Annotated in this window: 2 protein-coding genes; both read left to right on the top strand. The window is 59.0% G+C overall.

Features of this window, described 5'->3' with window-relative positions:
* Positions 1 to 160 precede the first annotated feature (160 nt).
* Entirely contained in the window at positions 161 to 583 is a 423-nt protein-coding gene (locus NKI72_RS34270; protein ID WP_352480554.1) for a type II toxin-antitoxin system VapC family toxin, read from the top strand.
* Between the two features lie 921 nt (positions 584 to 1,504).
* Positions 1,505 to 3,571, top strand: coding sequence for a carbamoyltransferase family protein (locus NKI72_RS34265; RefSeq protein WP_352852146.1), 2,067 nt, complete (start codon positions 1,505 to 1,507; stop codon positions 3,569 to 3,571).
* Positions 3,572 to 3,721: the final 150 nt, after the last annotated feature.

Genomic DNA, 3,721 nt, shown 5'->3' with positions numbered 1-3,721 from the left:
CGCGCACGGTTGGGCCATGGGTGGTGGCGGCCCCCGCCGTGTATTCCCACCTAATGTTGGGGCGCAGGGGCGGGCTGGGGTTTTTTCTGGGGGAGCCGCCGCAACGCGGCGCGGAACTCGACCTTGAGCGTCAACGCGATGAACCGCGTGATCTGCCGCTGTGAGGCTACTGCTGGACACGAATGTCCTGTCCGAGGTGACAAGGCCGGCGCCGGACGCACGCGTTCTGGAATGGCTGGACAAGCTCGACGAGGATCGCTCGTTCATCAGCGTGGTGTCGATCGCGGAAATCCGGCGCGGCGTTGCTCTCATGGGCGAGGGTCGGAAGCGTGAGGCGCTGGCCGAATGGCTTGCCCGAGACCTGCCTCAGCGTTTCGAGCAGAGAGTCCTCCCCGTCGACGAGCCGGTTGCTCTGGCCTGGGGCGATCTGATGGGTCTTGCGAAGCGCCGCGGCCGCGGGCTGACGTCAATGGACGGATTGATCGCAGCCACAGCGATTGCCCAGGAGCTCACTCTGGCAACGCGTAATATGAAGGATTTCGAAGGCTTCGGAATAGAGCTCTTCGATCCGTGGACTGCGTGAATCGCCCAGCACCTCATCCCGAATGCTCGAAGCGAATTTCGAAAAAGAAGTGTGGGTTTGCTCTCATACCCTTTGCTGAAATGTTGTGACAGAGCGCATGGAATGCCACGCGCTTCAAATCGGAGTAGCCATCCAGGAAGCCTGAAGCCCTTTGAAGCGCATGTCCGTCAGCTATTCATAGCGTGGATGACTTTGATCGAAACAAACGATTTCATAACTCTTCGGAAATCTTGCATGGACAAAAGCACGTCCGCACCGATCACCCATCCAAGGAGAAAATCTTCCATGCGCCCTGACGTGCAGTGGAGGTCGTGCCGAGAAGTGAGTTGCAACTGGCCGACCATGTCGGCGGTTCGACGCTAGTCGTCCCCAATGTTCCTGAGCTGCGAAGTCTTGCAGGCGAGCCCGCTGCCCAGCGCGATTCTGCTTGTGGGCGGGCTTATTGCCGCAGGCAGATCCGGTCGGCTCGTCTGGGCAGCGGATTGGAGACCCGGCCGGCAGCGCTACCATACAACATCAGCGCACTTTACATCTACGCGGTATTGCCGTGCTTCCAGTCGGTGCCATGTTTGGCCGACGCATGACGCGATGCGGCCTCCTGCACAGCCGAAGGCGTTATCGGATGTGCGACCGGGAAGCAGGTGGACAGTGCAGCACGTGTCACTCGCTGTGCGACGGTCTTTCGGGGAATGAAATCGGGCCAGTTCACGGCGCGGTGATCCAGCCAAGCTCTCGGCGTCATGGAACGGCAGGCGCCACGATCGAAGCATCTCATGTTGATTCAGGCGGACCCCTTATGAGGCGTTCTTTGATGCCGGTGATGCCTGACAGGCGGTTGCAGCTGCAAGCGACAATGCGGCCTATTTAGTTGGAAACGGAGGCAGGCCAATTTGGCTTGCCCGTCACTATGTGGAGAAAGAAATGCTGTGTCTAGGAATTAGCGGCGGACTTGACCAAGTCCATGAAAACCGATTCGAGCTTCGGAACGCCTTTATGCACGATGGCGCCGCGGTGCTCGTCCGAGACGGACGGGTGATAGCAGCCGTCGAAGAGGAACGCCTCAATCGGATGAAACACTCCAACAAGCTCCCAATTCGTTCGATTCAATACTGTCTGTCAGCGGCGGGGGTTCAGCTCAACGACATTGATCGTGTCGCGCTCTACGCCAGCGAGCCCTATGCCAACGCCATGCTTGAAGGTATGTCCGCATCCCACCCGGACATTCTCTCCATTCCGTTGGATGCTAAAACGTTGGTGCAGGATCTGTTAACGCGTGAGTTCGGCACTAAGTTGGACAGTTCGCGTATTTCATTCGTAAGTCATCATCAGGCGCACGCCGTGAGCGCCTTTGCAATGTCGGGCTTCGAACAAAGTCTCATTCTAGCGATTGATGGCTCTGGTGATTTCCAATCGGGCCTCTTGGCGGTAGGGTCTGGCACAGAAATTACGCAACTCGAGGCTTTCCCCGAGAACAATTCTCTTGGGCTGTTTTATCTCGAGACGATCCGCTATCTCGGCTACGGCTTGTTCGACGAGTATAAGGTAATGGGACTCGCGCCCTACGGCGACCCCGCTCCCTATCGCGAGCTCTTCGAGCAGTTCTACGAGCTCTCCGCCAACGGCGGTGGCTACCGTGTTCACCTCGACCGCATCGGTCCGGCGTTGCTCCGCAATATCGAGGTCAGGCGAAAGGGAATGCCCTTCACCCAGCAGCATCGAGATGTGAGTGCGTCACTGCAGGAAGCGCTTGAGCGGATCGTGTTCCACATTCTCCGGCATCACCGTGAGGCCACCGGCATGAAGCGGTTGTGCCTGGCGGGGGGGGTGGCCCACAACTGTACGATGAACGGTAAGCTGCTGTATTCAGGGCTTTTCGAAGACATCTTCGTGCAACCCGCGTCTCACGACGCTGGCTGCGCATTGGGAGCTGCGCTGATAGTCTCTAACGAGATGGGCCGCCCCGCGCCGTGTGAGCGACTGCAGGAGGTCTATTGGGGTCCTGATCTCGGGAGCGAGCGCGCCGTGCAACAGGAACTGAATGCATGGGCCGGACATCTCGAGGTTGAACGCTCTGATGACGTGGCAAGCAGTGCAGCCGACTGGATCGCCAACGGCGCCGTGATCGGCTGGGTGCAGGGTCGTTCGGAGTTTGGGCCACGTGCGCTGGGCAACCGCAGCATTCTTGCCGACCCTCGGCCCGCCGCAAACAAGGACCGGATCAATGCGATGGTCAAGAAGCGCGAAGGCTATCGGCCCTTCGCGCCATCTGTGCTGGAGGAGGATGCGAGCGAATTTTTCGACCTCCCGGACGGTAGGCACGAATTTCCATTCATGAATTTCGTCGTTCGCGTGCGTGACTCAAAGCGCGCCTTGCTCGGTGCCATCACGCACGTCGACGGTACCGCTCGCCTGCAAACAGTATCGCACAACGCCAATCCCGCGTACTGGGAGGTCATCAATGCGTTCAAGAAGCGCACAGGCACTCCAATTCTGCTCAATACGTCCTTTAACAACAATGCCGAACCGATCGTGGATTCGGTTGCAGACGCGATTGCCACCTTTCTGACGACAGAGCTGGATGGACTTGTGGTCGGGCCCTTCCTGGTAAAAAAGCGGGCTGCAACGCTGCAGGATTGGACTGCGCTTGCGGTTTCGTTGCCGCCCTATGTGTCCCTCCATCAAACCCGCGCTTACAAAGCGCCAGATCGTCGGGAAACTCACTGCGAGATCAGCACGACCCACTTCAACAGTGACAGTGTGCGAATTTCACACGACTTGTTTAATCTGCTGATGCGGATTGAGGGCGAAGCCATGTTGGGAGATCTCCTCAATACAATTGCGCCGGATCAGGCTAAGCGTGACGCTGTGATGGAGGGCCTGCGACGACTGTGGGAGCAGCGCCTCGTTCGGTTGCATCCCTCACAAGCTGCTCGCACGGATCAAGACTGCGATCAAACGCTGGACCAGCATAACAGGCTCTCAGCGTGATAGCGATGCCGCTATCCAAGCTCGGCGAATAAACGTGTTCATCGACGCCGCCCGGCCCCGCCCTGCGGGGGGGGGGGGGGGGTGAGCACACGGGTGGTTATGGGCCGGACTTTTGGGCGGCCCGGCCCCGCCGAAAAAACCGCCGGGGGG

Source organism: Mesorhizobium sp. M0437, from assembly GCF_040321335.1.
Classification (GTDB): domain Bacteria; phylum Pseudomonadota; class Alphaproteobacteria; order Rhizobiales; family Rhizobiaceae; genus Mesorhizobium.
Note: the sequence above shows the minus strand (reverse complement) of the source record. Positions and strands in the feature narration are given on the sequence as shown.

Excerpts from the sequence above, each read along its gene's own strand:
- NKI72_RS34265 (WP_352852146.1), top strand. The coding sequence starts at position 1,505 with ATGCTGTGTCTAGGAATTAGCGGCGGACTTGACCAAGTCCATGAAAAC.